The organism is Billgrantia sulfidoxydans, from assembly GCF_017868775.1.
Taxonomy (GTDB): domain Bacteria; phylum Pseudomonadota; class Gammaproteobacteria; order Pseudomonadales; family Halomonadaceae; genus Halomonas; species Halomonas sulfidoxydans.
In genome coordinates this window covers 325,630-351,811 of record NZ_CP053381.1, presented here as the reverse complement: position 1 = coordinate 351,811, position 26,182 = coordinate 325,630, and the positions used below count along the sequence as shown (strand labels likewise).

Here is a 26,182-nt window from a genome sequence, read left to right as displayed (position 1 = left end):
CAGACCCGACAAGAAGAACAGCCACGATAGCGCAGAGAATCCACGATGCCATTACTCGAAGCACGCGACGTGCACGGCGGCTACGGCGGCATGAACATCCTCAACGGGGTGAACATGTCGATCGAGGCCGACGAGGTCGGTGTGATCGTCGGCCCCAACGGCGCCGGCAAGTCCACCATGCTCAAGGCCATCTTCGGCCTGCTCACCGTCAGCCAGGGCGAGATCCTGCTGCGCGGCGAGCCGATCCACAACCTGCCGCCCAACAAGCTGGTGCAGAGGGGCATGGGCTTCGTGCCCCAGGAGAAGAACGTCTTCCCCAGCCTCACGGTGAAAGAGAACCTGGAGATGGGCGCCTTCCTCAAGCCGGGCAACGTCAAGCGCATGCTGAGGCAGGTCTACGACTTCTTTCCGCCGCTCTACGACAAGCGCCACCAGCCCGCCGGCGAGCTCTCCGGCGGCCAGCGGCAGATGGTCGCCATGGGCCGCGCGCTGATGGCCGAACCCGAGGTGCTGCTGCTCGACGAACCGACCGCCGGCCTCTCCCCGCTCTACATGAATGAGATCTTCGAGCGGGTGAAGGAGATCAACGCCGCCGGCGTGGGCATCCTGATGGTCGAACAGAACGCCAAGCAGGCGCTCGCCATCGCCGACAAGGGCTTCGTGCTGGCTGCCGGCAAGAACCGCTTCACCGATACCGGCGCCGCCCTGCTCGCCGACCCGGAAGTGGCCAAGAGCTTCCTGGGCGGTTGAGCCCGGAGCCGTACTGGAGAGTGAGTCGTGAACGAACTGGTTTTCTTCATCAACAACGTGATCGTCGCCGGCAGCGTGACCGGCTCGATCTATGCCATCGGCGCCATCGGCGTGACGCTGATCTTCAGCATCATGCGCTTCGCCCACTTCGCCCATGCCGACATGATGACCTTCGGTACCTTCATGGTGCTGCTGTTGACGCTGGCCTTTCCCGGCGTAGGCGGCGCGGTGGGCCTGCCCACCCCCATCGTCATGCTGCCGCTGGCCATGGTGCTCACCGCCCTGCTCGCGGTGGGCGTCGACAAGACCTTCTACAAGCCGCTGCGCGCCCACGGCGTCAAGCCCATCGTCATGGTGATCGCCTCGCTGGGCGTGACCCTGATGCTGCAGGGGCTGATTCGCCTGTTCGCCGGTACCGGTGCCCAGAACCTGTACCTGGCCGGTGAGCGCAAGGAGATCTACCGCCTCGAGATGCCGTTCGAGCTGGCGAGCCGGCCGATCATCGTCACCGAGCCGCAGATCATCCTGTTCCTCCTGACCATCGTCTGCGTGGTGGGGCTGCACCTGTTCCTCAACCGCACGCGGCTGGGCAAGGCGATGCGCGCCATGTCCGACAACCCCGACCTGGCGCGGGCCTCGGGCATCAACACCAACCACATCGTGGCGGTGACCTGGGTGATCGCCGGCGGGCTCGCCGCCATCGCCGGCACCCTGCTGGCGCTCGACGTCACCTTCAAGCCCGACCTGAGCTTCTTCCTGCTGCTGCCGATCTTCGCCGCGGCCATCGTCGGCGGCGTGGGCCATCCCTACGGGGCCATCGCCGGCGGCTTCGTGGTGGGCTTCGCCGAAACCCTGGCGGTGTTCAACTGGGCGGTTCTGCTGCGCCCCTTCCGCGACAGCCTGCCCGAGTGGCTGGCCCAGGCCGGCAACCTCGCCTTCGTCGGCACCGAGTACAAGATCGTGGTGCCCTTCTTCATCCTGGTGGCGATCCTGGTATGGCGCCCCACCGGCATCTTCAAGGGGAAGGTGATCTGATGAGCACGCAACAGACCGAACGCCGCGAAGACATCGTCGCCGCGCCGTCACGCTTCCCGCTTCGCGAAGTCATCCTTTTTGGCGCCCTGCTGGTCGTGATCCTCGGCGTTTACGCCGTGATGGGCAGCGCCTACAGCACGCGCATGCTGGTGGAGGCCGCCTGCTATGCCATCCTGGCCCTGGGGCTGACCATCCAGTGGGGCTACGCCGGCCAGTTCAATGCCGGGGTGATGGGCTTCGTCGCCCTGGGTGCCTTCGCCACCATGTTCTTCAGCGTGCCGGCCAACGAGGCCTTCTGGGGCACCGAGCTGCCCGGCGAACTGGGCAGGGCGCTGCTCTACGTGGCCGCCTCGATCCTGCTCGTGTATGGCGCCACCAAGCTCGACCGCCTCGGCGTGCCCAGGAAACTGCGCACCCTGATCGCCATCGTGCTGGCCGTAGTGCTCTACCTGGTGGTGATCAGCGTGCTGCGCAGCGTCACCGGCGAGATCGAATCCCGCGCCGGCTTCATCGGCGGCCTGGGCCTGCCGGCCTGGAGCGGCTGGATCGTCGGCGGTGCGCTGGCGGGCGCCATCGGCTACTTCATCGGCCACATCTGCCTGGGGCTGCGCAGCGATTACCTGGCCATCGCCACCCTCGGCATCGCCGAGATCATCAAGGCCTTCCTCAAGAACTCCGACTGGCTGACCCGCGGCACCGCCACCGTCTCGCCCCTGCCCTGGCCCACGCCGGGTCCCAGCACGCTGGGGTTCACCCTGGCCCGCGCACTCTATCTGTCGGTCACGGCAGTGATGATCGCAGTGATCTTCTTCCTGCTCCACCGCGCCTACCATGCGCCCTGGGGGCGCATGATCCGCGCCATTCGCGACAACGAGATCTCCGCCGCGGCGATGGGCAAGGACATCAACCGACGCCGCCTGGAGATCTTCGTGCTGGGCTGTATCCTGATGGGCATCGGCGGCGGCGCGCTGGCCTCGTTCAACAGCATCTTCGATCCCAACGGCTTCCTGCCGCTGAACCACACCTTCCTGGTGCTGGTGATGGTGATCCTCGGCGGGCCCGGCAACAACCTGGGCACCATCTTCGGCGCCGTGGCGGTCTACATCATCTGGCTGATGTCCGAACCGCTGGCGCTGTTCCTGATGCACGGGGCCGCGGCCATCGGCGAGGGCTGGTTCGGCTGGGAGCCGCCGGGCAACCTCGACAGCCGCGCGCTGCAGGCCCGGGTGTTCGTGATCGGCCTGTTGATCACCCTGGTGCTGCGCTTCGCACCGCAGGGACTGCTGCCCGAAAAAGTCAAACACCACGGGTAGAGAGGGTGATTTATGCGACATGTATCCGCTCCTCTCTAAAACCTACATTCAATAAGAAAGGCCCCGGCGGGAATTCCCGCCGGGGCCATTGCACTTGCTGCTTCAGTTCAGGCCTGGATTAATCCTGGATCAGGCCCTTGCCGACGAAGGCACCGCCTTCCACCGCCATTTCCAGCACCACGCCCGGCACGTCGCCGTTGTCGTCGAACTCGTGCCTGCCGGAGGCGCCCTCGTAGTTGATCTCCTCGCCGGCGGCGATCAGCTCCAGGGCCTTCTCCCACTCGCCGGGCAGGATCGTTTCGCCGGGGGCGGAGGAGACGCTACGCAGCGCCTCGGAGAGGCCTTCGCGCTCGGCGCTGCCGTTCTGCTCGATGGCCAGCGCCAGCAGGAAGGCGGCGTCGTAGGCCTGGGCGGCGAACACCGCGCTGGGGTCGAAGCCGGCCTCCTGGGCCGCCTGGTTGAAGATCTCGGTGCCCGGCAGTTCGGGGCTGCCCGGGCGGGTCGCGATCATGCCCTCGAGGGCATCCGCGCCCACCGCGCCGACCAGCGAATCCCCGACCATGCCGTCGGCACCGGCGTACTGGGTGAACGCACCGCTCTCATAGGCCTGGCGCAGGATGGTCTGGCCCGAGCCGTCGGCATAGGCGAGCACCACCAGGGTCTCGGCGCCGCTGGAAGAGAGCGAGCCCAGCTCGGAGCGGTAATCGGCGCGGCCGTCCTCATGCGCCAGGTTCTCCGCCACCGTGCCGCCGCCGGCCTCGAAGGCCGTGGTAAAGGCATCGGCCAGGCCCTGGCCGTAATCGTTGTTGACGAAGGTCACCGCCACCTCGTCGAAGCCCTTCTCGAGCATCAGCTTGGCCAGGATCTCGCCCTGGTAGGCGTCAGACGGCACGGTGCGGAACACCAGGTCGTTGTCGTCCAGCTCGGTCACCGCCGGCGCGGTGGAGGCCGGCGACACCATCACCACGCCGCCGGGAATCGCCGCACTGTTGGCCGCCGCCACGGTCGCGCCGGTACACAGCGCCCCGACGATCGCCGTGACGTTCTCGGTGTTGACCATACGGTCCGCCGCGTTGGATGCCGCCGAGGCATCGCTACAGGTGGTATCGGCATTGGGCATGGCCAGCTCCTGCCCGTCAAGGATGCCGCCCTGCTCGTTGATCTGCTTCACCGCCAGCCGCGCGCCGTCGAAGATCGGCGGGGTCAGGCTCTCGATCGGGCCGGTGAAGCCGCCGATGAAACCGATCTTCACTTCCGCCTGCGCCGCGCCAGCGAATGCCACGCTGGAGGCAGCGATTGCCATCGCCAAAACGCTCTTCTTCATTTGTTCTTCTCACTCTGGTGATTGAAGTGTGGGGTGATTGAGGTGTGGTGATTTACGTCTGGTTACGAATGAACGTCACCCCCTTAATCTGGAAGGCCCCGAGGCAAAACACAAGCCCCCCATGCCAACGTTTGAGCCTTGCTGCACAGCGCCAAGCCCTTATCAGTGATGGAAAACCCAACACGGTACTGCCGCGCGCGTTCAACGCTCGCGACCCTGGCCCGCCGGCCTTCGCCTATACTCAAGTCCGCAGTCCGCCACCTCACGCCTACGACAACAGGAGCCTCCCATGCGCCCTGCATCCCTCTCCTTCGCGTTGCTGGCATCGCTCGGCCTTGCCACCGGCGCCCACGGCTTCACGCCCGCCGGCAGCGACATCGTCTACGAGGTCGGCGACGACAGCTTCGAAGGCTACTACAGCCCCGCCCAGGGCGACGCCCGCGGCACGGTGCTGATCGTGCACGACTGGGACGGCCTGGGCGACTACGAGCGCCAGCGCGCCGACATGCTGGCCGAGCAGGGCTTCGATGCCTTCGCCGTCGACCTGTTCGGCCAGGGCAACCGCCCCGAGAGCACCGAGGCCCGCCAGGCAGCCACCCGGGCGCTCTATTCCGACCGTGAGCGCATGCGCGAGCTGACCCTGGCCGGCCTGGACGAGGCCCACGAGCAGGAGGTCGCCGAGGGCGTGGTGATCATGGGCTACTGCTTCGGCGGGGCCGTGGCGTTGGAGCTCGCCCGCTCCGGCGAAGCCGACAACGTGGCGGGCTACACCAGCTTCCACGGCGGCCTGGCCACGCCGGAGGGCCAGACGTGGCCCGAGGCGGTGCCGCCACTGCTGATCGCCCACGGCGGTGCCGACACCAGCGTGACCATGGAGGACCTCAGCGGCCTGGTGGAAGAACTCGAAGCCATCGAGGCGACCTACACCATGGAGATCTACTCCGGTGCTCCGCACGGCTTCACGGAGTTCGACAGCGAGCGCTACCAGGAGCGCGCCGACCAGGCGTCGTGGAGTGCCTTCCTGGCCTTTCTCGAGGAGGTGCTATGAGCCGACAGACACGCCCCCTGGCCATCACCGAACTGACGGGAAGCCACCATGAGATCGGTGCGGAGCACGGCCGCATCCACCGGCACCTGATCGAGCGCAGCCTTCAGGTCTACGCCCAGCTGTTCCATGACTTCGTCGGCCTCCGCTGGGCAGAGGCCCGCGACCGGGCCTGCCACTTCGAGGCCCAGATCGCGCAGGGCTTTCCCGAGATACTCGAGGAGATGAACGGCATCGCCTGGGGCGCGGATGTCGACTTCATCGACATCCTGACGCTGAACTGTCGCAGCGAGATCGCCCTGACCCAGGCCGACGGTGGCTGCTCGGCCTTTTCCCTTCTGCGACACGGGCAGCAGTGGCTGGCGCAGAACTGGGACTGGCGCCACGATCAGCTCGACAACGTGGTCGCCCTGCACATCCAGGGTGACGGACGCCCCGCGCTGGTGAGCATCGGCGAGGCCGGCATGGTCGGCAAGGTCGGCCTGAACGCTCGCGGCATCGGTGTCTGCCTCAACGCCATTCGCTCGCAGACCTGCGGTGCCGGGCTGCCGATCCATATCGCCCTGCGCAAGATCCTCGAAAGCGAGGACATGCCGAGCGCGCTCGCCGTGGCCACCCACCAACGAGTCTGCTCACCGGCTCACTTCCTGCTCGCCGACGGCGACGGCCAGGCCGTGGGTCTCGAGGTACAACCCGGCGAGCCGGGGCGTATCCTGCCGCGCGGCGGCATCGTCACCCATACCAACCATCTCTATGCGGACAACACCCCCTGCCCGGTGCGGGACTTCCCCCGCGTCGACTCCTGGCCGCGCCTGTGTCGCCTCGACGCGCTGCTGCACGATGAGCTGGCCGCGGATGCCGACCTCGACGAGGCCAGTCTGTTCGACATCCTCAGCGATCATCAGGGCGCTCCGCTGTCGATCTGCCGACACTTCAACCCGGACCAGCCCGCCGAGGAACGCATGGAGACCCTGTTCTCGGTGGTGATGAACCTGAGCGAGCGGCGCCTCACCGTGCGTCACGGCAAGCCCTGCGAGAGCGCCGACAGCCTGAGCATCGCCCTGGGCTGACGCGTACCGACCGCTCAGGGAAGCGGGCCGGCCGCGGGCAGTTCGCCTTTCAGATAGCGCTCGGAGATGAGCAGGAACGAGCGCCGGAACAGCTCGTGCCGAGCCTCCTCCCGGTACAGTTGAAGCAGCTCCCACTCCTCTTCGGAGAGGCTGGTGTCCTGGCGCGGATACTCTCGGGCCAGGCGTACCGACCCCGGGGTGGCATCGCGGATCTGCCACCTGGGCTTGACGCCGCGGATGGCGGTATTGGCGCTATGCGACATGGCGACCTCCGTTCGCGCTATTAATGATAACAATTATCATTAACCATGAAGAATCTAGCCGCCCGCCTGACCTCTGTCAAATGACACAAAGAAAAATCATTCTCGTTCTCTTCCCCGCTTGCCGAGGCCGCACGGGAGTGGTACATAAGCTAACGCATACCATTCTCATTTGAAGAGGGGACGAATCATGAAGCGACTGATGCTGCCCGCCCTGCTTTCCGGCCTGATGCTTGCCGCCACCGCCCAGGCCAGCTCACCCACCGAGCACTTCAAGGGTGAGCCGGCCGACACCCTGAGCCAGGCCATGGCGAACTTCTCCGAGTACAATCAGCAATTGGCCGAACTGCTCGCCCAGGAGGAGCCGAGCCTCGCGGACCTCGGCACCATCCACCAGCTCACCTACACCCTGGAGAATGCCCTGGAGAAGATCAACGAGGAGGTGGAGACCCTGGCGGTCAACCTGGAGGAGGTTCACCAAGGCTCCGAGACCGGTGACTTCGAGCGCGTGCAGAGCCACGGCGCGGACTACCTGGAAGCGGCGCAGACGCTGGCGCCCTGAGCCTTCGCCTCATCGGCTCCGGTGGGCAGGCGCCGGCCGGAGCACTCCCTAGCCCGCCAGCGCCTCCTCCACCACGGCCCGCGCCTCGGCGCTCATCGGCAGGGCCAGTGCCAGTTCCCGGGCGCGCGGCGACATCTTCTTCCAGGTCATCTGCACGATGCGCACCAGGTGCTCGTGCTCCACCTGCTTGGAGAAGTCGGCGAAGTAGTTTTCGAGGAACACCAGGCAGGCACAGTCCTCTACCGCCTGGGTGCCCGGGTCGCGGCCCAGGCCCTGCTTGCGAATCATGCGCGAGACCTCGGCGGCGTCCTGCGCCGAGTAGCCGGCCGCCTCCATCACCCGCGCCGTGGTCTCGCCGGCCCGCTTGCCCTGGTCGCGGCGCCAGGTGAGATAGCCCACGCGCCCCTCCGGGTATTCGCTGCGCGGCACCTCCCAGCGCTGCAGATGCTGCGAGCGCACCGCAAGCTGCACCAGCTCGCTCGGGGCCTCCACCACCTGCGCCAGCCAGGCGCTCATTCGCCCCGCGTGCCATAGCTCCAGGGGCAGGGACTGGCCCTCGACTTCCACCCGACGGGGGTCTTCGGCATGCAGAGCATCGAGTTCGGCGATGGCGCGCTGAAACGGCGTTTGATCTGGCATAGGAAAGTCCGTGCAAGTCATTATCGCCACAGCATACCGCATCCGGGCATGGCGCCGACAATTAAACTCTTTTGCCAAGCCCAGGCAGACAACTTGTAACTAACTGAATTCCAACTAACTTAAGAGAACACCTATCGACCGCGCGGAGAGATGTCGCCATGCCACGTAGCGTTCTGCTGCCCGTTTTCGCCCTGCTCACGCTCGGCATTCCCCATGCCGGAGCGCAAGACACCGGCGTCGACCCCGCCGACGATCGGGTCGAAGCGGAACTCCGGCAAGAGCTCGAACAGACCCAGGGCCAGCCCATCGAGACCCTCAAGCAGGCCGTGGACGCCCTTGAGCTGCGCAACGACCTGCTCGACGTACTGATGGCCAAGGAAACGCTGACCGACGGCGACCTCGCCATCCTCCAGCAGCTCACCGAAGACATCGAGAACGCCCTGGCGAAGGTCGAAGAAGAGGTCGGCACCATGCGTGAGCGGGTACGGGAAGTTCGCGCAAGCGCCGACAGCCAGGGCCAGGAGGGCATCCGCGAAAGCGGCAGGGAGTACCTGGATCGGGTCAGGACGCTAATGCAGTAAAATAAACACCCAACCCCCTGACGCGGAGCCTGCATGTCCCTCTTCTCACGCCTCAAGGAAGTGGCCTCGCCCACCATCGGCCTGGGCTGCATGAACCTCTCACACGGCTACGGCAACCCAGTGCCCGAGCCCGAAGCCCTGCGCGCCCTCGAGGAAGCCTTCGAGATGGGCTACCGCCATTTCGACACCGCCACCCTCTACGGCGCCACGGCCAACGAGCGGGTAGTGGGCAAGGCGCTTGCCGGCAAGCGCGATCGGATCCTGCTGGCCAGCAAGTGCGGCATGGCCATGGACCCCGAACTCGGCAGGAAGGTCATCGACGGGCGACCCGAGACGATCCGCCGCCAGTGCGAGGCGAGCCTCACACGGCTGCAAACCGACCACCTCGACCTCTACTACCTGCACCGCCTGGACCGCAACGTACCCATCGAGGAGAGCGTCGGCGCCCTGGGGCGGCTGGTGGAAGAAGGCAAGATAGGCGCCATCGGGCTCTCCGAGATCTCCGCCGCGACCCTGCGCCGCGCCAGAACCGAACACCCCATCGCCGCGGTGCAGTCCGAATACTCGCTGTGGACCCGCAACCCCGAGATCGCCCTGCTCGACGCCTGCCGCGAAGCCGACACCGCGCTGGTCGCCTTTAGCCCGCTGGGGCGCGGCTTCCTGGCCGGCGCCGTGACCGACGCCACCCAGCTCACCGAGAACGACGTGCGCCGCGGCATGCCGCGCTTCAGCGCCGAGAACCTGCCGCAAAACCTGCGTCAGCTGGAAAAGCTCCAGGCCATCGCCCGCGAGCGGGGAGTTGCCACCGGCCAACTCGCCCTCGCCTGGCTCAAGGCCCAGGGCAACGACGTGCTCCCCATCCCCGGCACCCGCTCCATCGCGCATATGCGCGAAAACCTCGCCGCGGAAGACCTGCGCCTGGATGCCGACACCATCGCGCGGTTGAACGCACTGCTGACACCGGACCAGGTGGCCGGCGCCCGCTACAGCGAAGCGCTGCAGAAAGAGATCGATACGGAGGAGTTTGGGCAAAAGTGAATTGAGCCTGACCAGAAACGGCATAGCTCAAACCACCTCCGCGACTTCCTCGAACGCCAGCCTCTCCCCCCGCGGCCGCAGGCTTTCCGGGTCGCCCACGCCGAGGTTGACCAGAAAGTTGCTCTTGTAGCGGCCGTCGGGGAAGAACTCCTCGTCGACCATGGCTTTGTCGAAGCCGCTCATGGGGCCGACGTCGAGCCCCAGCATGCGGGCGGCCACGATAAGGTAGGCGCCCTGCAGGGTGCCGTTGCGCCAGGCAGTGTCGCTGGCCTTGTCGGGGTTTTCGGCGAAGCGCTCGCGGGCGTTGGGTGAGCTGGGGAATACGCGCGGCATGAATTCGTAGAAGCGGGTGTCGACGGCAACGATCACGGTGGCCGGGGCTTCGTGGGCCTTGTCGCGGTTGCCTTCGGAGAGCGCCGGCAGCAGGCGCGACTTGCCCTCTTCGCTCATCACGAAGACATAGCGCGCCGGCTGGCAGTTCATGGAGGTGGGGCCCCACTTGAGCAGGTCGTAGAGTTCGCGCAGGGTGGCCTCGTCGATAGGCGCCGGCTTGAAGCCGTAGTGGGTGTGCGCTTCGCGGAAGACGGTGTCGAGTGCGGTGTCGTCGAGCGGCTGACGAGGCATGAAGCTCTCCAAATCGCGGTAGGCTCATTTTACTTTACGCGTTCGTTACCGGCCGGTCACTGCCGGCTTGTTATCGCGCGTTATCCGTTCAGCCAACCGATGCCCGCATTGAGGTAACCCGCAAAGCTTACCCAGACCAGGTAGGGCGTAAGCAGCCAGGCGGCGAGTGGCGAAACGCGGGCAAAGCGGATGATCGAGAGCAGGATGAGGCACCACAGCAACAGCAGGTCGGCCAGGGCGACGACGATCCAGTGCAGGCCGAAGAACAGGATTGACCAGAGCCCGTTGGCGGCGAGCTGGGTGACGAACGGCCACAGTACCGCAAGGCGCTCACCGGCCGGCACCCGCAGCGTGACCCGCCAGGCGGCCACGGCCATCATCAGGTAGAGCACCGTCCAGGCCACCGGGAACAGCCAGTCGGGCGGCGTGAGAGGGGGCTTTTGTAGCTCGGCGTACCAGGCGCCGGGCGGCGTCAAGACACCTGTCGATGCGGCAAGGGCCACCAGCAGTAGCCAGCCGAACAGGATCGCCAGCGAGCGACGGGGAGCGACGGTCATGTTGCGTCTCCTTTGCGGCTGGGTATCGCTCGGGAGCGAGGCGATTGCGCCCCCCCTGCACCATACTCTAAACCAGAGTAACGATACCCAGGGAACGCTCGGGACGGCGTAACGCCATGACTCTCCGGTTTGACGATTTCGATCTCGATACCGCGCACTACGAACTGCGCCGACACGGTGAGCTGCGTCGCGTGGAACCGATGGTGTTCGACCTGCTCGTGCATTTCGCCCACCATCCGGATCGGGTCTTCAGTCGCGACGAGCTGATCGAGGCCGTCTGGGCGGGGCGAATCGTCTCGGATGCCACGGTCGCTTCCTGCATCAAGCAGGCGCGCCGTGCCCTGGACGATAGCGGGGATACCCAGGCCTATATCCGGACGGTACGCGGCCGCGGTTTTCGCTTCACCGCGAAGGTCACCGAAACCGACGCGGCCGCACCGGAGCCACTCGCGACTGCGGTGACACCGGCCCCCAGCGACGACGATCCCTCGCTGCTCATCCTGCCGCTGCGCGCGCTGACGGATACGCCGGAGCTTGTGCGCTTCACCGAGGCGCTGACCGGCGAGCTGAGCTCCGTTCTCACGCGAATACCGCTGCTGCGCCTGAGCGCCCGCGGCGGGCACTATAGCGAGCGGACGCTGACGCCGGCGGCACGCGAGATCCACGAGGCGCTGGGAGTCGATTACGTGCTGGAGGGCAGCGTGCAGGCGTGGCCCGACGCGGGCGCGGCGCGCTTGCGCGTCACCGTGCACCTGGCCGATGCACGGGCCGGCTTTCGGCTGTGGGCCGAGACCTTCACGCTGGACGGCCCGGTGAGCGAGGCCCTCGAAGCCGGCGTGCCCCGGATCATCGCCAAGCTGGAACCGCAGCTGCACCGTGCCATCTACCGCACGGTGCGCAGCCTCGACGGCGAGCGCAGCGCCCGCCAGCTCTATCTCGAGGCCAGCGGCATCCTGGCGCTGCAGGGCTGGCACCATGAGTCCTTCGCGGCAGCGGCGGATCTGCTACGGCGCAGCTGGCGGCTGGAACCGGAGTTCGCCCTGGCGGCGGCCCATCTCTCGCTGGTACGAGGCCTGGGGCATCGCTTCGACCTGATGAGCGATCACGAGCAGGCCTGGGCGGAAGCGCTCGAAGCCGCCGAGTGCGCGCTGCAGCTCGACAGCATGGACTCGACCGTACTCGGTTATGCCGGCTGCGCGCTGGCCGATATCGGCTATCCCGAGCGCGGCGTGCCGATCCTGCGCAAGGCGCTGGAGCTCAACCCGGCCAACGCCCAGGCGTGGGCGGCGCTGGGCTCGGCGTATCTGGCCGGCAATCGCCCGGACGACGCGGTGGTTCACCTGCGCCATGGCATTCGCATCAGCCCGCTCGACAGCCGCTTGTCGATCTGGGGCGCGGTCCTCGCCTTGGCCTACCTGCTGCTTGGCGATCGCAGCGCTGCCCGCGAGCAGGCGGAACTGGCCTGCCAACGGGACGACCGCAGCTACATGCCCCGCATCGTGCTGGCCGCCATTCACCGACTCGACGGTCGGCAGGACCTGGCGCGCCGGGCGCTGGACGATGCCTACCGCATCAAGCCCGACCTGACCGCCGAGCAGGTGGCGGCCCTGGTCGGGCAGAAACATGGCACGCGCTTGCTGGCACTGTAGCCCCGCCACGCTCTTGCCCCCCGTTTCATCACGCAATCCCCCGCCAATCCCCATGCGGCCCGCAAGCCGGCCCAAGCGGTACCGCATAGGCTGAGCTTGCCGTTTGGTGGCCCTCAGGAAGCGATCGACGGCAGAACCACCACAACCCACCCAAGGAGTTCAACCATGACACTCTCTCCCTCGCTCGAGCCGCAAGTGGCCGGCCCCGACTACGCGGCGATCAAGACCAAGCAACAAGCGGTTTGGGGCGCCGGTGACTATGCCCGCATCGGCGTCACCCTGCAGATCGTCGGCGAACGGCTCTGCGAAGCCATGGACCTGCATGCCGGCCAGTCCGTGCTCGATGTGGCCGGCGGCAACGGCAACGCCTCGCTGGCCGCGGCCCGGCGATTCTGCAAGGTCGTCTCCACCGACTACGTCGAGGCGCTGCTGGCCAAGTCCGCCAGGCGTGCCGAAGCGGAGGGGCTGGCGATCGACTACCAGACGGCGGACGCCGAAAACCTGCCGTTCGGCGACGCCACCTTCGACAACGTGATCTCCACCTACGGGGTGATGTTCACGCCCAACCAGGCCCAAGCCGCCGCCGAGCTGTGCCGCGTATGCCGGCCCGGCGGCAAGATCGGGCTGGCCAACTGGACCCCGGCGGGCTTCATCGGCCAGCTGTTCAAGACCGTCGGTCGCTACGTGGCGCCGCCCGCGGGCGTCAGCTCTCCGGCGGTGTGGGGCACGCGGGAATTCCTCGACACGCATTTCGGTCCGCATGTCCAGGCGATCGAGGCCCAGCCGCAGCACTTCACCTTCCGCTACCAGTCGCCCCAGCACTGGCTGGACGTGTTCAGCACCTACTACGGGCCGACGCTGAAGGCGTTCGAAGCGCTGGATGACGAGGCCGGCCAGGCGCTGCGGGGCGAGATCCTTACGCTGATCGAAGCCCACAACCGCGCCACCGACGGCACCATGGTGGTGCCCTCGGAGTACCTGGAGATCGTCATCACGCGCTAGTCGGGCGTACCTCCCCCTTGCCGGGAGCGCCATTTTGGCGCTCCCGGCGTTCGTCTTGTGCTGTAATGACAGCGACCACGCCCATGACCCGACAAGGAACGCCCTTATGCCCCGTCCTCCCCTCCTGCCGTTCGCATGCGCTGTCCTGATGCTCCTCGTCTCGCCGTTGACCCTGGCGCAATCCGCCGAGCGCGAATACCAGGCCTACGAGGACGCCCTGGCGCGCGGCGAACGCCAGGCCAACGTATGGCAGTACGGCTGGGCCGGGGTCTATGCCTCGTCGCTGGCGTTCAACGGCTACCAGGCCAGCGAGGCGGACGACCGCGACGATCGCTACGATGCGCGAGTGGGCGTGGTGAAGTCGGCCCTGGCGCTGGCCGGCACGCTGATGGATCGCCAGCCGCACCCGGCCGCCTACCGCGAGCTGCGCGAGGGCGACGGCGACATCGAGAGCGCCCGCCGGCTGCTGCAGGCGGTGGCCGAGGAGGAGCGCCAACGCCGCAGCCTGGAGGCACGGCTGGGGTCGCTGGCGATAAACGCCGCGTCGGGGCTGTTGATCGGCGTGGGCGACGGCCGCGGCCGCGACGGGGCGATCAACTTCGCCACCGGCATGCTGGTCAGCGAGCTGCAGCTGCAGACCCAGCCACGTCAGGCCTCGGTGGCCATCAATCGCTTCAAGCCGGTTCGGGCCTCGCTGGGCGACGTGCACCTGGAGGGCGAGTACGCGCTGCTGGTGACGCCCAATCAGCTGGGAGTCGCGCTGCGCTACTGAAACGAGCGGAGAACCCTTCTGGCCACTCGCAGGGTGGTCATTTTGCCTCGCCTAAATGTTATGATATAACATAGTAAACATCGACCCAAAGCTTCCCATGCTCGATACTCTGCACTGGTGGCTCACGTCACCTTTCGACTACGTCTTCATGCGCCGCGCCCTGGTGGCCTGCCTTGCGCTTTCCCTTACGGCACCGATTCTCGGCGTGCTGCTGACGCTGCGCGGCATGGGCCTGATGGGCGAGGCGCTCTCGCATGCCATCATGCCGGGCGTGGCCATCGCCTTCATGCTGGCCGGCTTTTCCCTCCCACTGATGATGTTCGGCGGCGTACTGGCGGGCCTGGTCACCGTGGCGCTTGCCGGTGGCGTAACGCAGTTCAGCGGCCTCAGGGAGGATGCCGCCATGGCCAGCCTGTTCTTGATCGCCATGGCCGGCGGAGTGACCATCGTCAGCCATTCGGGCAGCGCCCTGGATCTCGGCCACGTGCTGTTCGGCAGCATATTGGCGGTGGATGACCGCACGCTGGGGCTGGTGGCGCTTGGCAGCAGCACGCTCCTGGTCGGCCTGGCCATCTCCTTTCGCGCGCTGGTGGTCGAGTGCCTCGATCCGCTGTTCCTGACACTTCAGGGTCGCCACGCCGGCTGGACGCACGCGCTGTTCATGGTGCTGGTCGTGATCGGTCTGGTAATGGGATTTCAGACGCTGGGAACCCTGATGGCAGCCGGGCTCATGCTGCTACCTGCCGCGGCGGCACGCTACTGGAGCCAGCGCCTCGAGGGCATGATCGCCATCGCGATCGGCATCGCCCTGGCTTCCAGCATGGCGGGACTGCTGGTGTCCTATCACGCTGGCCTGCCTTCCGGCCCATCGATTATCCTGTTGGCGGGGCTGGGGTATGGCATGTCGCTCGTGCTGGGCCCCTACCGGGGGCTGAGGGCGAACGCCAGCAGACCGAAGCGCGGCATAGGGTCCCGGCATGCCGGTCAGCTGCGCTGAGCGGTTCCCTTCCGCGCCAAATTCTGGATACTGCCTCCCTTGGAATGGCCGATTTCCGGCGCCACCTGTCGTAATGAAGACTGCCACTTTGCCGGCCGTCTTGTTATGTTATATCTTACTTGGTTTTTGCGAGGGCCACGCATGGCACACCGCACGCATCGGCATCGCCCCGAGGGGCCGTGCCATTTTTCGTTGATGTCGCTTTCCGCCACGCGCCGCCTGCTGCTGGCCGCCGCGCCGCTGGGCGTGCTCTGGCTCGCCGTCTCCTGGGCGGCAGGATGGTGGGGCTGATGGCCGAGACGTCCCCGTCACGCCTGGAGCTGCATGACCTGCAGCTGGCCCAGGCCAACCGCACCGTCCTCGAGCACGTGAGCGGCCGCTTCCGCGACGGCGCGATCACCGCCCTGGTCGGTGCCAACGGCGCCGGCAAGAGCACCCTGATCCAGGGCATCATGGGCATGCTGCGCCCCGTGGCGGGCAAGGTGGTCTGCTCGGTGCCCAGGGAGCGGCGCGCCTGGCTGCCCCAGCAGTTGGCGCTCGACCTCACCTTCCCTATGAGCGTGGAAGAGCTGGTGATGACCGGCAGCTGGCCGAGCCACGGCGCGCTCACCGGCTACTGTGCCCGTCACTATCGCCGCGGCCGTGAAGTGATGGCGCGCCTGGGCATCTCGCACCTGGCCCACCGCCCGCTGGGCGAGCTTTCCGGCGGCCAGCGCCAGCGCGCGCTGATCGGTCGCACCCTGATGCAGGAAGCCGAGCTGCTGCTGCTCGACGAGCCCTTCGCCAACGTCGATGCGGAAACCGTCGAGGTGCTCATGACGGTGCTGCGCGACATGGCGGCTGAAGGCGTCACCATCATCGTAGTGCTGCACGACATGGAGCAGTTGGCCCGCCTGGCCGAGGAGGTGGTGGTGCTTCACCACGGCCATGCGCGCTGGACCACGGCCCAGGAGGTGCTGCACAGCCAGCCTGCCCACCTCGCTTCGGCACGGCTTGCCTTGGGAACGCCAGGGGTGGGGGCATGCTAGCGCTGCTTCACGAGTGGTTGATCGCCCCCTTCGACTACGGCTTCATGCGCCGCGCCGCAGTGGCCGGCCTGGCCCTGTCGCTGGCCGCACCGCCCATGGGCGTGTTCCTGATGCTACGTGGCATGAGCCTGATCGGCGATGCCATGGCCCATGCCATCCTGCCCGGCGTGGCGCTGGGCTTCCTGCTGGCAGGCTTCTCGCTGCCGGTCATGAGCCTGGGCGGCGTGCTGTCGGGGCTGCTGATCGCGGTGCTGGCCGGCAGCGTGTCGCAGATGACCGGCCATCGCGAGGACTCGGCCATGGCCAGCTTCTTCCTGATCTCGCTGGCGGCGGGCGTGATGCTCGTCTCATTGGGCGGCAGTAGCGTTGACCTGACGCATGTGCTGTTCGGCTCGATCCTGGCGGTGAATACCACCGCGCTGGTGCTGATCGCGGCGATCAGCAGCGTCATTGTGATTACCCTGGCGCTGATCTTTCGCGCCCTGGTGGTGGAGTGCCTCGATCCACTGTTCCTGCGCGGCCAGGGTATGCAGGGAAGCCTGGTGCACGGCGTCTTCCTCGGCCTGGTGGTGCTCAACCTCACCGCCGGCTTCCAGACCCTGGGCACCCTGATGGCCGTGGGCCTGATGATGCTGCCGGCCACCACGGCGCGCTTCTGGAGCAAGCGCCTGGAGGGGCTGATCACCATCGCCATCCTGCTGGCCGTTTTCGCCAGCCTCGGCGGCCTGCTGCTCTCCTACCACCTCAGCGTTCCATCGGGTCCGGCCATCATCCTGCTGGCGGGCGTGGGCTACGTGCTCTCCGCCCTGCTCGGCCGCCATCACAGCCTGAGGGCGAAGCTCCAGCGTCATGCCGTACCGCTCGGCTCGCCAGAACCGCACTGAAGCGACATGAAACACCTACCCCGAGGAGACTTTCCATGCGATACCCGACATCCGCCGCCCTGATGCTGGGCGCTTCGGCCATGCTGGCACTGCCCGCCGCCATGGCCGCCGAGCGCGTTCAGGTCGTCACCAGCTTCAGCATTCTGGCCGACATGGTGCAGAACGTAGGCGGCGAACACGTGGAGGTCACCTCGCTGGTCGGCCCCGACAGCGACACCCACGTGTTCTCGCCCAGCCCCCGCGATGCGCGCTCGCTGGCCGAGGCCGGGCTGGTGGTCTTCAATGGCCTGCGGTTCGAAGGCTGGATGGAGCGGTTGATCGACTCCAGCGACTACGCGGGAGCGCTGGTCACGGCCAGCGACGGCATCGTCAAACTCGACTACCAGGGCCACGACCATGCCCACGCCCACGGGCACGACGACCATGAGGATGACCACGACGATCACGGGCATGGTGACCACGACGAGCATGGGCATGACGACCACGACGCGCACGGCCAGGAAACGGCGGCTGGCCACGACGACCACGGCGACGACGACCCGCACGGCTGGCAAGACCTGGCCATGGGCAAGGTCTATGTCGGCAACATCCGCGATGGCCTGATCGAGGCCGATCCGGACAACGAAGCCGCCTATCGCGAGAACGCCGAGCGCTACATCAACGAGCTGGAAGCCACCGACGCCGAGATCCGCGAGCTTCTCGGAGAAGTACCGGGCTCCACCAGCGTGATCACCGGCCACGACTCCTTCGGCTACTTCGCCAGCGCCTACGGCATACGCTTCCTCTCGCCGGTGGGGCTCTCCACCGAAGCCGAGCCCAGCGCCGCCGACATGGCCCGGCTGATCGACGTGATTCGCGAGCAGAACGTGCGCGCCCTGTTCCACGAGAACATGACCAGCCCGGCGGTGATCAACCAGCTCGCCGAGGAGACTGGCCTGCCCATCGCCGGTACGCTCTACGCCGATGCCCTGGCCAGCGAAGGCGAGGCCAGCACCTATCTTGGCATGATGCGCCACAACGCCCAGGTGCTGCACGATGCCCTGGCCAAGGCGGGTCATGACGACCGGGAAGGCGACGACGACCATGGCCACGACGACCACGGCCACGACCACTAACGGCGTTCCGCAAGCAGCCAGAAGGCGCTACCCGCAAGGGGGCGCCTTTTTCGTTGTCCGCTCGGCGACGGCCTGGATGCGCAAACACCACGCAGCGCGACTATGCTGGATAGCCGCTCATCGCAATCCATCTCCCGCGCCCCGCCCCGGCCTTCGCCCCGGGCGGGCTCGCCCCCTGACAGAACAACACAGAGGGAGTATGAAGCATGCATGACGACACTCAGCCCGAGCCCGTGGACATGCCCCCTTTCGCCCGCCTGTCCCGGCGCCGTTTTCTCGGGGCGGCGGCGGCCGCCAGCGCAACGGCGGTGCTCAAGCCCGGGGAGCTGCTCGCTCGGGAACGGCCCTGGGATGGCTCGCTCGTCTCCTATCCCGACCCTGCCATCGAGGTCCTCGACGATCGCTTCGCCGCCTATCGCCTGGCCAACGCCGCGGTCGAGCGCCTCGCCACGGGATTTCGCTGGGCGGAGGGGCCGGTCTACTTCGGCGATGGCGGCTATCTCGTCTGGAGCGATATTCCTAACAATCGCCACATGCGTTGGCTCGAGGACACCGGCGAGGTGAGCGTCTTCCGTGAGCCATCCAACTTCACCAACGGCAATACCCGGGACAGAGAAGGACGGCTGCTATCCTGCGAGCACGACACGCGCCGGGTGACCCGCACCGAGCATGACGGCAGCATCACCGTGCTGGCCGAGGAGTTCGATGGCAAGCCCCTCAATGCCCCCAACGATATCATCGTCCATCCCGACGGCGGCATCTGGTTCACCGACCCGGGCTACGGCATCCTGATGCACTATGAAGGCCATGTCGCCGACTTCGAACTGCCCGAGGCCGTCTATCGCATCGATCCCGACAGCGGCCAGCTGGACAAGATGGCCGAGGTCGCCAAGCCCAACGGCATCGCCTTCTCGCCCGACTACTCCCGCCTCTACGTCTCCGATACCGGGGGCACCCACACGCCGGACCATCCCCACCAGATCCTGGTGTGGGACGTCGTCGACGACGGCACCCGCCTGGCCAACGAACGTCAGTTCGCCGAGGTCGGCCCGGGTTTCATCGACGGCATGGCCGCGGACATGGACGGCAACCTCTGGTGTGGCGCCGTCTTCGGCGGGCTGTTCGATGCCGAGGACCACGACGGCGTGCATGTCTACGCCGACGACGGCACCCTGATCGGCAAGATTCATCTGCCGGAGCCCTGCGCCAACGTCTGCTTCGGCGGTCGCAGGCGCAACCGCCTGTTCATGACCGCCAGCCAGTCGCTCTATGCCGTCTACGTCGAAACCCAGGGCATGGCGGTCTGGGCTGGCAACACCTAGCCCAGCCCTGCCATCGCAGCAGCGCCACCAGCGGAGGGAGCCCCCTCCGCTGCTTGAGCGCTTTCTCTTGCTGCCTTGCACCACGCACACATAACCCCTTCATGGCCCGTCGATCAATGATGGCTTGGCAGCCGCCGGTTGCCTTGCGCTAACCATCGCATCACCGGCTTGGCACGATCTGTCACCGTCTCTTTCCAGGTCTGAGGCATCGGCTTCTGGCCAAGAAAAAATGACACGAAATGCAACGAATGTGGCGCGATGCGTAAACCGGCCGAACCGCTTTCTCCCTACCATGAACGAGCAAGTAGGGGGTGAGAACGCTGCACTTGTGGACAGCTCACACCCTTTGCACAAAAGTTCACCAAACAGTGCACAGTGTTATCCACAGCTGGTGATAAACGCCAAACGCCACAAGAACGAACATGAGTCATACGAGATGCCGATCGTTACGCAAGATGACCTGACGCCGACGACAGACAGGAGAGACAAGATGCGGCTCGATTCCGTCGTCATTCTCGGCAGTCCGCACCGCCATCGGCAGCTTCGGCGGCGCCGCCAGCCTGCTGCTGGCCCTCGCCGACGAGGCCGAACGCCGCGGGCTTGCGCCCCGCGCCCGACTGATCGCCGCCAGCACCACCGGGGTCGAACCCGGCGTGATGGGCCTGGGGCCGATTCCCGCCGTGCGCATCTTCGCCTGAGCCGTCCGCTTGTGGGACGATACGCCTTTCCCCAGGAAAGGCCGACATGCTCGAATTTCGCCAGGTTCACAAGGCCTACGCCACACCCCAAGGCCCGCTCGCGGTGCTCACCGCCGTCGACCTCGAGCTGCGCCCCGGCGAGAGCCTGGCGCTGATGGGCGAGTCGGGCAGCGGCAAGTCGACCCTGCTGCACCTGGCGGCGGGGCTCGACCTGCCGGATAGCGGCGAAGTGATCGTCGCCGGCCGTTCGGTCGCTGCGCTGGACGAGCCGGACCGCGCCCGGCTGCGCCGCGAGACCCTGGGGTTGGTGTTCCAGCAGTTTCACCTCGTGCCGAGCCTGAACGTGAGCGACAACCTGCGCCTGCAGGCGCGGCTGGCCAAGCGCGAAACGCCGAAGTGGTCGGCGCACCTGATCGAGCGCCTGGGCCTGGCGGGCCTCGAGCGGCGCTACCCGGAACAGCTCTCGGGCGGCCAGCAGCAGCGCCTGGCCATCGGCCGTGCCCTGGCGTCCCGCCCCGCCCTGCTGCTCGCCGACGAGCCCACCGGCAACCTTGACGAGACCACCGCCGCTGAGGTGCTCGAGCTGCTGCTCGACCTGGTGCGCGAGGCCGGCAGTGCGCTGCTGATGGTGACCCACAGCCCGCAGGTCGCCGCCCCGCTGGACCGCTGCCTGCGCCTGACCCACGGCCGGCTCGAGCCGCCTTCCGGCCAAGAGGCGAGCCACCGCTGATGCTGACCGCCCTGGCGACACTGCTTTCACACTACAAGCGCCACCCCGGCCAGCTCGCCATGCTGCTGCTGGGGCTGTGGGTGGCCGGTGCGCTATGGAGCGGCGTACAGGCGATCAACGCCTCGGCACGCGACAGCTACGCCCGCGCCGAGGCGCTGTTCACCACCGGGCTCGACCGCCTGGAGCGCCGCGACGGCGAGCCGCTGACGCGCGACGACTACCTGCGCCTGCGCCGTGCCGGCTGGCTCGTATCGCCCCTGCTGGAAGGCCGGCTCGAGGCCCCGGACGGTACCGAGCTGCGCGTGATCGGCATCGATCCCCTGACCCTGCCCGGCGACAGTGCCTTCGCTGCTGCCTCCAGCCAGGGAGAGCTGGCCGACTTCCTCACCCCGCCGTGGCAGACCCGCATCGCCCCGGACACCCTGCCCGCACTGGACCTGAGCCACCGCGAAGCCGCCGGCGCCGAGCCGCGCCTGGCCAATCGCCGAATGCCGCCGCTGGTGCTCACGCCCACGCTGCCACCCGGCACCCTGGTCATGGATATCGCCGCGGCGGCGCGCCTGCTCGACAGCGGCGAACGGCTGTCACGCCTGGTCACCGCCCCGGGCGCACTCGAACGCGCCCCCGAGGGGCTGGTACTGACCCGAGCGGCCACACTGGTCTCGCCCGGTCAGCTCACCGAGAGCTTCCATCTCAACCTCACCGCCATGGCGCTGCTGGCACTGGTGGTGGGGCTGTTCATCGTCCAGGCGGCGCTGGGCCTGGCGCTGGAGCAACGCCTGGGCATGCTGCGTACGCTGCGTGCCTTGGGCGTGACGGGGCGCGGCCTGGTCGGGCTGCTCGCCCTGGAGCTGGCGCTGCTGGGTGTCGTCGGCGCCGTGGCCGGTATCGTCAGCGGCGTATGGCTGGCGCGCGTGCTGTTGCCCGACGTGGCCGCCACCCTGGGCAGCCTCTACGGCGCCGAGGTGGCGGTCACGCTCAACCTCCCTTGGCACTACTGGCTCGGCGGGCTCGGCGTCACCCTGGGCGGCCTGCTGCTGGCGGGCAGCGGCGTGCTGTGGCGGGCGGCGCGCCTCAGCGTGCTGGGGCTGGGCCAGGCCCAGGCCTGGCGCGCCGGCTTCCTGCGCCAGCTGCGCGGCATGGCACTGGCAGGGGCCGCAGTCGCAGCGGTCGGTCTGGGGCTGTGGGCATGGCTCGCGCGCCAGCCCGCCGGCGAGGGGCTGCTGGCCGGCTTCGCCCTGATCGCCGCACTGCTGCTGGCCAGCGCCCTGCTGCTGCCCTCGCTGCTGGCCCTGGTGCTGGCCGGCCTCGGCCGCCTCGTTGCCCGCCGGCCGCTGGCCCACTGGGCGCTGGCCGACCTGCAGCTGCAGTTGCCCAGGCTGGCGCTCGCCATGATGGCGCTGCTGATCGCGCTCTCCGCCAACCTGGGCGTGAGCAGCATGGTCGGCGGCTTCCGCCTGACGTTCCTCGACTGGCTCGACCAGCGCCTGATGGCAGACTACTACCTGCGCCCGCCGCCCGAGCAGTTCGACACGGTGCAGGCGTGGCTGGCCGAGCGCCCCGAGGTCGACGAACTGCTGCCGACCCGTCACGCCGAGGCCACGCTGGTGGAGATCGACGGCAGCGGCGGATCACGCTCGCCGCAGCTGCCGGTCGGCCTCTACGGCATCACCCCGGGCGAGACGCTGATCCCGAGCTGGCCGCTGCTCGACACCCAGGCCGGGCGCGACGCCGCCTGGCAGGCGTTCGCCGCGGGCAAGGCCGCCTTCGTCAACGAGCAACTCGCCATCGATCAGGAACTGGCCCCGGGCGACCGTCTGACGCTGACGGGCCCGGGCGTACGCGAGACACTGCCGGTGGCCGCGGTCTATCCCGACTACGGCAACACCCGCGGCGAAGTGCTGCTGGCCACGCCTCACCTGGCCGAGCGCTTCGCCGCTGCGCCCAGTTCGATCGGCATCGTGCTCACCGCGAGCGCCGATGAGGCGGCGCTGCGTGACGCGCTGCGCCAGCGCTTCGAACTCGGCGGCGATGCGCTGGTGGACCAGCGCGAGGTGAAGCGGGTCTCCGTCGAGATCTTCGAGCGCACCTTCACCATCACCCGAGCGCTGAGCGTATTGACCCTGGCCGTGGCCGCGCTGGCCCTGCTGGCGAGCCTGCTGGCCCAGGCGCGGGAGCGTCGCCGCCAGCTCGCCCCACTGTGGGCGCTGGGCGTGCCGCGCGCCCGGCTGGTCACGGTGCAGCTGGCCCAGCTCGGCGGCATGGCACTGGCCGTCGGCGCCCTCGCCGTGCCGCTGGGCAGCGTGCTGGCGCTGGGCCTGGTGGCGGTGATCAACGTGGCCGCCTTCGGCTGGCGCCTGCCGTTGCACATCTTCCCCGAGGATATCGCCCTGACCCTGGCGACGGCCGCCGCGGTGGCACTGCTCGCCGCGGCGTTGCCGGCGGCTCGCCTGTGGCATGCGCCGCCCCGCGCCCTGCTGGCGGAGGAGGCGCCATGAAGCGCGTCGGCATGCTGGCGACCCTGCTGGCGACCGCCTGGCTTGCCGGCTGCGAAGGCGAGCCACCGCCCAGCGAGTCGGCAGGTTTCGCCGGGCTGGGCCAAGAGGCCGGTGACTTCGCCCAGGCCCGGCGGGGTATCCCCCTGCGCTTCCCCGAGGACCACGGCGCCCACCCGGACTACCGCATCGAGTGGTGGTATCTCACCGCCAACCTCACGGACGCGGGCGGCGAGCCGCTGGGCCTGCAGTGGACCCTGTTCCGCCAGGCACTGACGCCACCCCACGAGCGCCCTGCGCCCGGTCCCTGGGCCGCCGACCAGCTGTGGATGGCCCATATGGCGGTCTCCCGAGGGGACACCCACCGCGTGGCGGAGCGCTTCGCCCGCGGCCATACGCGGCAGGACGACGGCCAGGCGGGAACGAGGGCCGAGCCCTTCCGCGCCTGGATCGACCAGTGGCAGCTGGCCAGCCGACTCGAAGCGGATGCGACGAGCGGGGGCGACACCTTCGCCGAACTGGCACTGACGGCACATCAGGACGACGAGCACGGCGGCTTCGGCTATGACCTGACGCTGACCGCCGAGGGGCCGCTGGTATTGCACGGCGAAGCCGGCTTCAGCCAGAAGGCCGCCAACGGTGAAGGTTCGCTCTACTATAGCCAGCCGTTCTGGCGCATCGAGGGCGAGGTCACCCTGGACGGAGAGACCAGAGAGGTAAGCGGACGCGGCTGGCTCGACCGCGAGTGGAGCAGCCAGCTGCTCGACGAGCGCCAGCAGGGCTGGGACTGGTTCTCGCTGCACTTCGATGATGGCCATCGGCTGATGGCCTTCCAACTGCGCGGCGGCGGCGAAGACGGCGGCGACTACCGCTCGGGCACCTGGATCGGTCCCGATGGCGAACCCACCGCACTGGCCCCGAATGAGATCGACATGACCCCGCTCGATACCCGGCGCGTGGCGGGCCGCGAGCTGCCGACCCGCTGGCGCCTGGAGATACCCCGTGCCGGGATCGACCTGATCGTCGAGGCACCCCACGCCGAACGCTGGATGGATACCAGCGTGCCCTACTGGGAAGGCGAAGTGGTCGCCCGCGGCGCCGACGACGGCGAGCGCCACGGGGTAGGATACCTGGAGATGACCGGGTACTGACGCCTGCGAGGAGAGCGCCATGAACCTGCTGGATGCCATGACCGCCTACGTGCGGGTCGCCGAACTCGGCAGCTACACCCGCGCCGCCGAGACGCTGGATCTGTCGCGCACGCGCATCTCGCGCCTGATCATGGAGCTCGAAAGCCACCTGGGCGTGCGCCTGCTGCAGCGGACGACCCGCCGCCTGCATCTCACCGAGGCCGGAGAGAGCTACCTCGCCCGCGCCCAGGCGATCCTGCAGGCGCTGGAGGAGGCCGAAGCGGAGCTGGGCGCCGGCAGCACCGAGGTGTGCGGCCGCCTACGCGTCAACGGCCCGATGTCCTTCGGCACGCGTTTCCTCTCGCCGTTGATCACGCGCTTCATGCTCGCACACCCCGCGCTAGAGGTACGCCTCGATCTCAGCGACCGCCGCGTCGACCTGCTCGAGGAGGGCTACGACCTGGCGATCCGCATCGGCAGCCTGCCCGACTCCAGCCTGGTGGCGCGGCGCCTGGCCCGCTGCCGCCTGGTGCCGTGCGCCTCGCCCGGGTACCTGGCCCGCTTCGGCGAGCCGCGCACGCTGGCGGAGCTGGCCGAGCATCGCTGCCTGCGCTATCGCACCGCCAGCGGTGCCGACTGGCAGCTCGGCGATCGCCGCATTGCCGTTCACGGCCCGCTGGAGAGCAACAACGGCGAGGTCTTGACCCAGGCCGCCGAGGCCGGGCTTGGCATCGCCCATCAGCCGAGCTTTCTGGTGACCGAGAGCATCCGCCAGGGCCGACTGGTGCCACTGCTGCTGGAGGAGGCGACGGTCACCCTGGGGATCTACGGTGTCTATCCGGCACGACGCCACCTGCCGGCCAAGGTCGAGCGACTGCTCGATTTCCTCGCCGAGGCGTGGGGGGATCCGCCGGCGTGGGAAAGGGAGCTCGGATTGCCGCCTCTTGCGCAACAATGATGTTCGCGAATCGACGATTATCCCGCATGAAGGGCAGCGTAGAGTGAGGGCAACCCTGACGAACAACGGAGTCCTTCCCATGCAAACGCAAGCTACTCAAGCAAGCCCCGCGCTCGCCAGCGCTTCGCAAAACCAATCCCTTCAGGCTCATGCCACCGCCCTGCTGCGCGTGTCGCTCGGCGTCATGGCCCTGGCCCACGGCCTGCTCAAGGTATTCGTGTTTACCGTGCCCGGTACGGTGGGCTACTTCGAATCGATCGGCCTGCCCGCCTTGATCGCCTACCTGACCATCCTCGCCGAGGTCGGCGGCGGTCTGGCCCTGATCCTCGGTATTTACTCACGCTGGGTCAGCCTGGCCCTGATCCCGGTCCTGATCGGCGCCGCCTGGGTGCATGCCGGCAACGGCTGGGTCTTCTCCAACCCGGGCGGCGGCTGGGAGTACCCGGTGTTCTGGGCCGTGGCACTGCTGGTACAGGCCGGCCTCGGCAGCGGTAGCCTGGTCGTCAGCCGTCGCTTCGCCTGAATGAACCCGCTGCCTGGCGCCGCCCGGCGACGCCAGGCAGCGGGGCGCTACCCGAACGAAAAAGCGGCAGCGGACACCCCG

The 26,182-nt window shown here is 67.8% G+C and carries 27 protein-coding genes; 22 read left to right on the top strand and 5 right to left on the bottom strand.

What is annotated here, in order from left to right; all coding sequences use genetic code 11:
* Positions 1-45 precede the first annotated feature (45 nt).
* Genes HNO51_RS01655 through HNO51_RS01645 form a run of 3 tightly spaced genes read left to right on the top strand, consistent with a single transcriptional unit; the run spans position 46 to position 3,098 of the window.
* Positions 46-750, top strand: coding sequence for an ABC transporter ATP-binding protein (locus tag HNO51_RS01655; RefSeq protein ID WP_197449334.1), 705 nt, complete (start codon positions 46-48; stop codon positions 748-750).
* 27 nt (positions 751-777) lie between these two features.
* Positions 778-1,785, top strand: a complete 1,008-nt coding sequence (locus HNO51_RS01650) for a branched-chain amino acid ABC transporter permease (RefSeq protein WP_209538321.1) — start codon at positions 778-780, stop codon at positions 1,783-1,785.
* Complete coding sequence (locus tag HNO51_RS01645; RefSeq protein ID WP_209538320.1) at positions 1,785-3,098, top strand: branched-chain amino acid ABC transporter permease; 1,314 nt, start codon at positions 1,785-1,787, stop codon at positions 3,096-3,098. Before HNO51_RS01650 ends, HNO51_RS01645 begins: the two co-directional genes overlap by 1 nt.
* A gap of 118 nt (positions 3,099-3,216) precedes the next feature.
* Here HNO51_RS01645 and HNO51_RS01640 read toward each other — a convergent pair whose 3' ends face one another.
* Positions 3,217-4,401: an ABC transporter substrate-binding protein gene (locus HNO51_RS01640; protein ID WP_242597180.1), complete on the bottom strand. Its 1,185-nt coding sequence runs from the start codon at positions 4,399-4,401 to the stop codon at positions 3,217-3,219.
* A 310-nt stretch (positions 4,402-4,711) separates the two neighbouring features.
* On the opposite strand from HNO51_RS01640, the gene HNO51_RS01635 reads away from it, so the two are divergent.
* Positions 4,712-5,470 (top strand): dienelactone hydrolase family protein, encoded by a 759-nt coding sequence (locus HNO51_RS01635; RefSeq protein WP_209538318.1) that lies wholly within the window; start codon positions 4,712-4,714, stop codon positions 5,468-5,470.
* Entirely contained in the window at positions 5,467-6,537 is a 1,071-nt protein-coding gene (locus HNO51_RS01630) for a C45 family autoproteolytic acyltransferase/hydrolase (RefSeq protein WP_197449329.1), read from the top strand. Before HNO51_RS01635 ends, HNO51_RS01630 begins: the two co-directional genes overlap by 4 nt.
* Before the next feature lie 14 nt (positions 6,538-6,551).
* On the opposite strand, the gene HNO51_RS01625 is transcribed toward HNO51_RS01630, so the two are convergent.
* Complete coding sequence (locus HNO51_RS01625; RefSeq protein WP_209538317.1) at positions 6,552-6,800, bottom strand: hypothetical protein; 249 nt, start codon at positions 6,798-6,800, stop codon at positions 6,552-6,554.
* Positions 6,801-6,987: 187 nt separating this feature from the next.
* Here HNO51_RS01625 and HNO51_RS01620 point away from each other — a divergent pair, with 187 nt between their 5' ends.
* The gene (locus HNO51_RS01620; protein ID WP_197449327.1) at positions 6,988-7,359 is read left to right on the top strand and encodes a DUF6746 family protein; all 372 of its coding nucleotides are present in this window, start codon (positions 6,988-6,990) and stop codon (positions 7,357-7,359) included.
* Positions 7,360-7,407: 48 nt separating this feature from the next.
* Here HNO51_RS01620 and HNO51_RS01615 read toward each other — a convergent pair whose 3' ends face one another.
* Positions 7,408-7,998, bottom strand: a complete 591-nt coding sequence (locus tag HNO51_RS01615) for a DUF4202 domain-containing protein (protein ID WP_209538316.1) — start codon at positions 7,996-7,998, stop codon at positions 7,408-7,410.
* Positions 7,999-8,156: 158 nt separating this feature from the next.
* Between HNO51_RS01615 and HNO51_RS01610 the strand changes: the two genes are divergently transcribed.
* Together HNO51_RS01610 and HNO51_RS01605 are read left to right on the top strand one after the other, a co-directional pair.
* A complete protein-coding gene (locus HNO51_RS01610) occupies positions 8,157-8,579 on the top strand; it encodes a DUF6746 family protein (RefSeq protein WP_209538315.1) in 423 nt (140 codons plus the stop codon).
* A 33-nt stretch (positions 8,580-8,612) separates the two neighbouring features.
* A complete protein-coding gene (locus HNO51_RS01605; RefSeq protein ID WP_209538314.1) occupies positions 8,613-9,617 on the top strand; it encodes an aldo/keto reductase in 1,005 nt (334 codons plus the stop codon).
* 27 nt (positions 9,618-9,644) lie between these two features.
* On the opposite strand, the gene HNO51_RS01600 is transcribed toward HNO51_RS01605, so the two are convergent.
* A complete protein-coding gene (locus tag HNO51_RS01600; protein ID WP_209538313.1) occupies positions 9,645-10,241 on the bottom strand; it encodes a malonic semialdehyde reductase in 597 nt (198 codons plus the stop codon).
* A gap of 80 nt (positions 10,242-10,321) precedes the next feature.
* Positions 10,322-10,798, bottom strand: coding sequence for a TspO/MBR family protein (locus tag HNO51_RS01595; RefSeq protein ID WP_197449317.1), 477 nt, complete (start codon positions 10,796-10,798; stop codon positions 10,322-10,324).
* A 116-nt stretch (positions 10,799-10,914) separates the two neighbouring features.
* Between HNO51_RS01595 and HNO51_RS01590 the strand changes: the two genes are divergently transcribed.
* From HNO51_RS01590 to HNO51_RS01525, 14 genes are all read left to right on the top strand, one after another.
* Positions 10,915-12,447, top strand: coding sequence for a winged helix-turn-helix domain-containing protein (locus HNO51_RS01590; RefSeq protein WP_197449316.1), 1,533 nt, complete (start codon positions 10,915-10,917; stop codon positions 12,445-12,447).
* A 165-nt stretch (positions 12,448-12,612) separates the two neighbouring features.
* Positions 12,613-13,449 (top strand): class I SAM-dependent methyltransferase, encoded by an 837-nt coding sequence (locus HNO51_RS01585; RefSeq protein ID WP_209538312.1) that lies wholly within the window; start codon positions 12,613-12,615, stop codon positions 13,447-13,449.
* Positions 13,450-13,597: 148 nt separating this feature from the next.
* Entirely contained in the window at positions 13,598-14,221 is a 624-nt protein-coding gene (locus tag HNO51_RS01580) for a hypothetical protein (protein ID WP_197450889.1), read from the top strand.
* Between the two features lie 97 nt (positions 14,222-14,318).
* Positions 14,319-15,218: a metal ABC transporter permease gene (locus HNO51_RS01575; RefSeq protein ID WP_209538311.1), complete on the top strand. Its 900-nt coding sequence runs from the start codon at positions 14,319-14,321 to the stop codon at positions 15,216-15,218.
* A gap of 141 nt (positions 15,219-15,359) precedes the next feature.
* Entirely contained in the window at positions 15,360-15,509 is a 150-nt protein-coding gene (locus tag HNO51_RS01570; RefSeq protein ID WP_162832591.1) for a hypothetical protein, read from the top strand.
* Complete coding sequence (locus tag HNO51_RS01565) at positions 15,509-16,246, top strand: metal ABC transporter ATP-binding protein (RefSeq protein ID WP_197449313.1); 738 nt, start codon at positions 15,509-15,511, stop codon at positions 16,244-16,246. The genes HNO51_RS01570 and HNO51_RS01565 overlap by 1 nt, the downstream gene beginning before the upstream one ends.
* Complete coding sequence (locus tag HNO51_RS01560) at positions 16,240-17,130, top strand: metal ABC transporter permease (protein WP_197449312.1); 891 nt, start codon at positions 16,240-16,242, stop codon at positions 17,128-17,130. Before HNO51_RS01565 ends, HNO51_RS01560 begins: the two co-directional genes overlap by 7 nt.
* 35 nt (positions 17,131-17,165) lie before the next feature.
* Positions 17,166-18,245: a metal ABC transporter substrate-binding protein gene (locus HNO51_RS01555; protein WP_197449311.1), complete on the top strand. Its 1,080-nt coding sequence runs from the start codon at positions 17,166-17,168 to the stop codon at positions 18,243-18,245.
* 206 nt (positions 18,246-18,451) lie between these two features.
* A complete protein-coding gene (locus HNO51_RS01550) occupies positions 18,452-19,567 on the top strand; it encodes an SMP-30/gluconolactonase/LRE family protein (protein ID WP_197450888.1) in 1,116 nt (371 codons plus the stop codon).
* Between the two features lie 744 nt (positions 19,568-20,311).
* A complete protein-coding gene (locus tag HNO51_RS01545; RefSeq protein ID WP_209538310.1) occupies positions 20,312-20,995 on the top strand; it encodes an ABC transporter ATP-binding protein in 684 nt (227 codons plus the stop codon).
* Positions 20,995-23,493, top strand: coding sequence for an ABC transporter permease (locus HNO51_RS01540; protein ID WP_209538309.1), 2,499 nt, complete (start codon positions 20,995-20,997; stop codon positions 23,491-23,493). Before HNO51_RS01545 ends, HNO51_RS01540 begins: the two co-directional genes overlap by 1 nt.
* Positions 23,490-24,641, top strand: coding sequence for a lipocalin-like domain-containing protein (locus HNO51_RS01535; RefSeq protein ID WP_209538308.1), 1,152 nt, complete (start codon positions 23,490-23,492; stop codon positions 24,639-24,641). Before HNO51_RS01540 ends, HNO51_RS01535 begins: the two co-directional genes overlap by 4 nt.
* A 19-nt stretch (positions 24,642-24,660) precedes the next feature.
* Positions 24,661-25,578, top strand: a complete 918-nt coding sequence (locus HNO51_RS01530; RefSeq protein ID WP_197449307.1) for a LysR family transcriptional regulator — start codon at positions 24,661-24,663, stop codon at positions 25,576-25,578.
* A 79-nt stretch (positions 25,579-25,657) separates the two neighbouring features.
* On the top strand, positions 25,658-26,101 hold the full coding sequence (locus HNO51_RS01525) for a DoxX family protein (protein ID WP_209538307.1): 444 nt from the start codon (positions 25,658-25,660) through the stop codon (positions 26,099-26,101).
* Positions 26,102-26,182 lie beyond the last annotated feature (81 nt).

Bases quoted from the DNA above. Each gene is read 5' to 3' on its own strand.
- HNO51_RS01655 (WP_197449334.1), top strand. From the start codon at position 46: ATGCCATTACTCGAAGCACGCGACGTGCACGGCGGCTACGGCGGCATG.
- HNO51_RS01645 (WP_209538320.1), top strand. From the start codon at position 1,785: ATGAGCACGCAACAGACCGAACGCCGCGAAGACATCGTCGCCGCGCCG.
- HNO51_RS01640 (WP_242597180.1), bottom strand. From the start codon at position 4,401: ATGGCAATCGCTGCCTCCAGCGTGGCATTCGCTGGCGCGGCGCAGGCG.
- HNO51_RS01635 (WP_209538318.1), top strand. From the start codon at position 4,712: ATGCGCCCTGCATCCCTCTCCTTCGCGTTGCTGGCATCGCTCGGCCTT.
- HNO51_RS01630 (WP_197449329.1), top strand. From the start codon at position 5,467: ATGAGCCGACAGACACGCCCCCTGGCCATCACCGAACTGACGGGAAGC.
- HNO51_RS01625 (WP_209538317.1), bottom strand. From the start codon at position 6,800: ATGTCGCATAGCGCCAATACCGCCATCCGCGGCGTCAAGCCCAGGTGG.
- HNO51_RS01620 (WP_197449327.1), top strand. From the start codon at position 6,988: ATGAAGCGACTGATGCTGCCCGCCCTGCTTTCCGGCCTGATGCTTGCC.
- HNO51_RS01615 (WP_209538316.1), bottom strand. From the start codon at position 7,998: ATGCCAGATCAAACGCCGTTTCAGCGCGCCATCGCCGAACTCGATGCT.
- HNO51_RS01610 (WP_209538315.1), top strand. From the start codon at position 8,157: ATGCCACGTAGCGTTCTGCTGCCCGTTTTCGCCCTGCTCACGCTCGGC.
- HNO51_RS01605 (WP_209538314.1), top strand. From the start codon at position 8,613: ATGTCCCTCTTCTCACGCCTCAAGGAAGTGGCCTCGCCCACCATCGGC.
- HNO51_RS01600 (WP_209538313.1), bottom strand. From the start codon at position 10,241: ATGCCTCGTCAGCCGCTCGACGACACCGCACTCGACACCGTCTTCCGC.
- HNO51_RS01595 (WP_197449317.1), bottom strand. From the start codon at position 10,798: ATGACCGTCGCTCCCCGTCGCTCGCTGGCGATCCTGTTCGGCTGGCTA.
- HNO51_RS01590 (WP_197449316.1), top strand. From the start codon at position 10,915: ATGACTCTCCGGTTTGACGATTTCGATCTCGATACCGCGCACTACGAA.
- HNO51_RS01585 (WP_209538312.1), top strand. From the start codon at position 12,613: ATGACACTCTCTCCCTCGCTCGAGCCGCAAGTGGCCGGCCCCGACTAC.
- HNO51_RS01580 (WP_197450889.1), top strand. From the start codon at position 13,598: ATGCTCCTCGTCTCGCCGTTGACCCTGGCGCAATCCGCCGAGCGCGAA.
- HNO51_RS01575 (WP_209538311.1), top strand. From the start codon at position 14,319: ATGCTCGATACTCTGCACTGGTGGCTCACGTCACCTTTCGACTACGTC.
- HNO51_RS01570 (WP_162832591.1), top strand. From the start codon at position 15,360: ATGGCACACCGCACGCATCGGCATCGCCCCGAGGGGCCGTGCCATTTT.
- HNO51_RS01565 (WP_197449313.1), top strand. From the start codon at position 15,509: ATGGCCGAGACGTCCCCGTCACGCCTGGAGCTGCATGACCTGCAGCTG.
- HNO51_RS01560 (WP_197449312.1), top strand. From the start codon at position 16,240: ATGCTAGCGCTGCTTCACGAGTGGTTGATCGCCCCCTTCGACTACGGC.
- HNO51_RS01555 (WP_197449311.1), top strand. From the start codon at position 17,166: ATGCGATACCCGACATCCGCCGCCCTGATGCTGGGCGCTTCGGCCATG.
- HNO51_RS01550 (WP_197450888.1), top strand. From the start codon at position 18,452: ATGCATGACGACACTCAGCCCGAGCCCGTGGACATGCCCCCTTTCGCC.
- HNO51_RS01545 (WP_209538310.1), top strand. From the start codon at position 20,312: ATGCTCGAATTTCGCCAGGTTCACAAGGCCTACGCCACACCCCAAGGC.
- HNO51_RS01540 (WP_209538309.1), top strand. From the start codon at position 20,995: ATGCTGACCGCCCTGGCGACACTGCTTTCACACTACAAGCGCCACCCC.
- HNO51_RS01535 (WP_209538308.1), top strand. From the start codon at position 23,490: ATGAAGCGCGTCGGCATGCTGGCGACCCTGCTGGCGACCGCCTGGCTT.
- HNO51_RS01530 (WP_197449307.1), top strand. From the start codon at position 24,661: ATGAACCTGCTGGATGCCATGACCGCCTACGTGCGGGTCGCCGAACTC.
- HNO51_RS01525 (WP_209538307.1), top strand. From the start codon at position 25,658: ATGCAAACGCAAGCTACTCAAGCAAGCCCCGCGCTCGCCAGCGCTTCG.